The organism is Kaistia sp. MMO-174 (genome assembly GCF_037147815.1).
GTDB lineage: Bacteria > Pseudomonadota > Alphaproteobacteria > Rhizobiales > Kaistiaceae > Kaistia > Kaistia nematophila.
Genome location: NZ_JBBCUO010000013.1, coordinates 1 through 2,500, shown reverse-complemented (window position 1 = coordinate 2,500; position 2,500 = coordinate 1). Strand labels below are relative to the sequence as shown.

2 rRNA genes (1 of these 2 cut by a window edge) are annotated in these 2,500 nt (G+C 54.3%); both read left to right on the top strand.

Features of this window, described 5'->3' with window-relative positions:
- Nucleotides 1–2,149, top strand: a 23S ribosomal RNA gene (locus tag WFK98_RS27160); it begins 603 nt to the left of the window's first position.
- A gap of 90 nt (nt 2,150–2,239) precedes the next feature.
- Nucleotides 2,240–2,354 (top strand): 5S ribosomal RNA (gene rrf, locus WFK98_RS27155).
- Nucleotides 2,355–2,500: the final 146 nt, after the last annotated feature.

The following is a 2,500-nucleotide window of genomic DNA, read 5'->3' as shown; positions in this document are numbered from 1 at the left end:
TAGGTGTAGGCGCAGCGAAAGCGAGTCTGAACAGGGCGTTCAGTTCGTCGGATTAGACCCGAAACCGGGTGATCTAGCCATGAGCAGGCTGAAGGTGCGGTAACACGCACTGAAGGGCCGAACCGACGTCTGTTGAAAAAGACGCGGATGACTTGTGGCTAGGGGTGAAAGGCCAATCAAACTCGGAAATAGCTGGTTCTCCGCGAAATCTATTTAGGTAGAGCGTCGGATGAATACCTTGGGGGGTAGAGCACTGGATGGGCTAGGGGGATTTACCGTCTTACCAAACCTAACCAAACTCCGAATACCCAAGAGTACTATCCGGCAGACAGACGGTGGGTGCTAACGTCCATCGTCAAAAGGGAAACAACCCTGACCGCCAGCTAAGGCCCCCAAATCATGGCTAAGTGTGAAAGGATGTGGGGATCCCAAAACAACCAGGATGTTGGCTTAGAAGCAGCCATCATTTAAAGAAAGCGTAACAGCTCACTGGTCTAAATAAGGGTTCCTGCGCCGACAATGTAACGGGGCTCAAGCCATGTGCCGAAGCTGCGGATGTGATCGCAAGATCACGTGGTAGCGGAGCGTTCCGTAAGCCTGTGAAGGGAGACTCGTGAGAGCTCCTGGAGGTATCGGAAGTGCGAATGCTGACATGAGTAACGACAAACAGTGTGAGAGACACTGTCGCCGAAAGTCCAAGGGTTCCTGCGTAAAGCTAATCTGCGCAGGGTTAGCCGGCTCCTAAGGCGAGGCCGAAAGGCGTAGTCGATGGGAATGAGGTGAATATTCCTCAGCCTGCGGGTAGTGACGAATGCCGTATATTGTAGTGCCTTACTGGATTGGTGCTGCAGTGAAGGTGTTCCAGGAAATAGCTCCCGCGTATAGACCGTACCCTAAACCGACACAGGTGGACTGGTAGAGTATACCAAGGCGCTTGAGAGAATGGTGCTGAAGGAACTCGGCAAATTGCCTCCGTAACTTCGGGAGAAGGAGGCCCTCGGCTTGGGCAACCAGGTCGGGGGGGCACAGACTAGGGGGTAGCGACTGTTTACCTAAAACACAGGGCTCTGCGAAGCCGTAAGGCGACGTATAGGGTCTGACGCCTGCCCGGTGCCGGAAGGTTAAGAGGAGAGGTGCAAGCTTTGAATCGAAGCCCCGGTAAACGGCGGCCGTAACTATAACGGTCCTAAGGTAGCGAAATTCCTTGTCGGGTAAGTTCCGACCTGCACGAATGGCGTAACGACTTCCCCGCTGTCTCCAGCACCTACTCAGTGAAATTGAATTCCCCGTGAAGATGCGGGGTTCCCGCGGTCAGACGGAAAGACCCCATGAACCTTTACTATAGCTTTGCACTGGCATTCGTGTTTGCATGTGTAGGATAGGTGGTAGGCTTTGAAGCATGGGCGCCAGCTTGTGTGGAGCCATCCTTGAAATACCACCCTTGTGAATATGAATGTCTAACCGCGGTCCGTCATCCGGATCCGGGACCGTGCATGGTGGGTAGTTTGACTGGGGCGGTCGCCTCCCAAAGTGTAACGGAGGCGCGCGATGGTGGGCTCAGACCGGTCGGAAATCGGTCGTCGAGTGCAATGGCATAAGCCCGCCTGACTGCGAGACTGACAAGTCGAGCAGAGACGAAAGTCGGCCATAGTGATCCGGTGGTCCCACGTGGACGGGCCATCGCTCAACGGATAAAAGGTACTCTGGGGATAACAGGCTGATGATGCCCAAGAGTCCATATCGACGGCATCGTTTGGCACCTCGATGTCGACTCATCACATCCTGGGGCTGGAGAAGGTCCCAAGGGTTCGGCTGTTCGCCGATTAAAGTGGTACGTGAGTTGGGTTCAGAACGTCGTGAGACAGTTCGGTCCCTATCTGCCGTGGGTGTAGGAATATTGAGAGGATCTGTCCTTAGTACGAGAGGACCGGGATGGACGTACCTCTGGTGGACCTGTTGTGGCGCCAGCCGCATTGCAGGGTAGCTATGTACGGACGGGATAACCGCTGAAGGCATCTAAGCGGGAAACCCACCTCAAAACGAGTATTCCCTTGAGAGTCGTGGTAGACCACCACGTTGATAGGCCGGGTGTGGAAGTGCAGCAATGCATGCAGCTTACCGGTACTAATAACTCGATCGGCTTGATCACTCCCATTAATCCATGCTCATCCATTCAATCGGGTGACCATCGACGACAAAAACGCAGCTAACCCTGCAACCAGTTTCTGTGCTTCGCCGGCCTGGTGGTCATGGCGAGGAGCCTGAACCCGATCCCATTCCGAACTCGGCCGTTAAACTCCTCCGCGCCAATGGTACTTTGTCTTAAGACACGGGAGAGTAGGTCGCTGCCAGGCCTGCAAAGCACAGAAATAACCAGTTCGAGAAACCTTCTCTCTACGATGAAACCATAAAAAACCCCGCCGCGCTCCAAAGCCGGCGGGGTTTTTGCATTCAAAACAAAAACACACACAACGAAGAACGAAGAACAGCGGCGCGGACG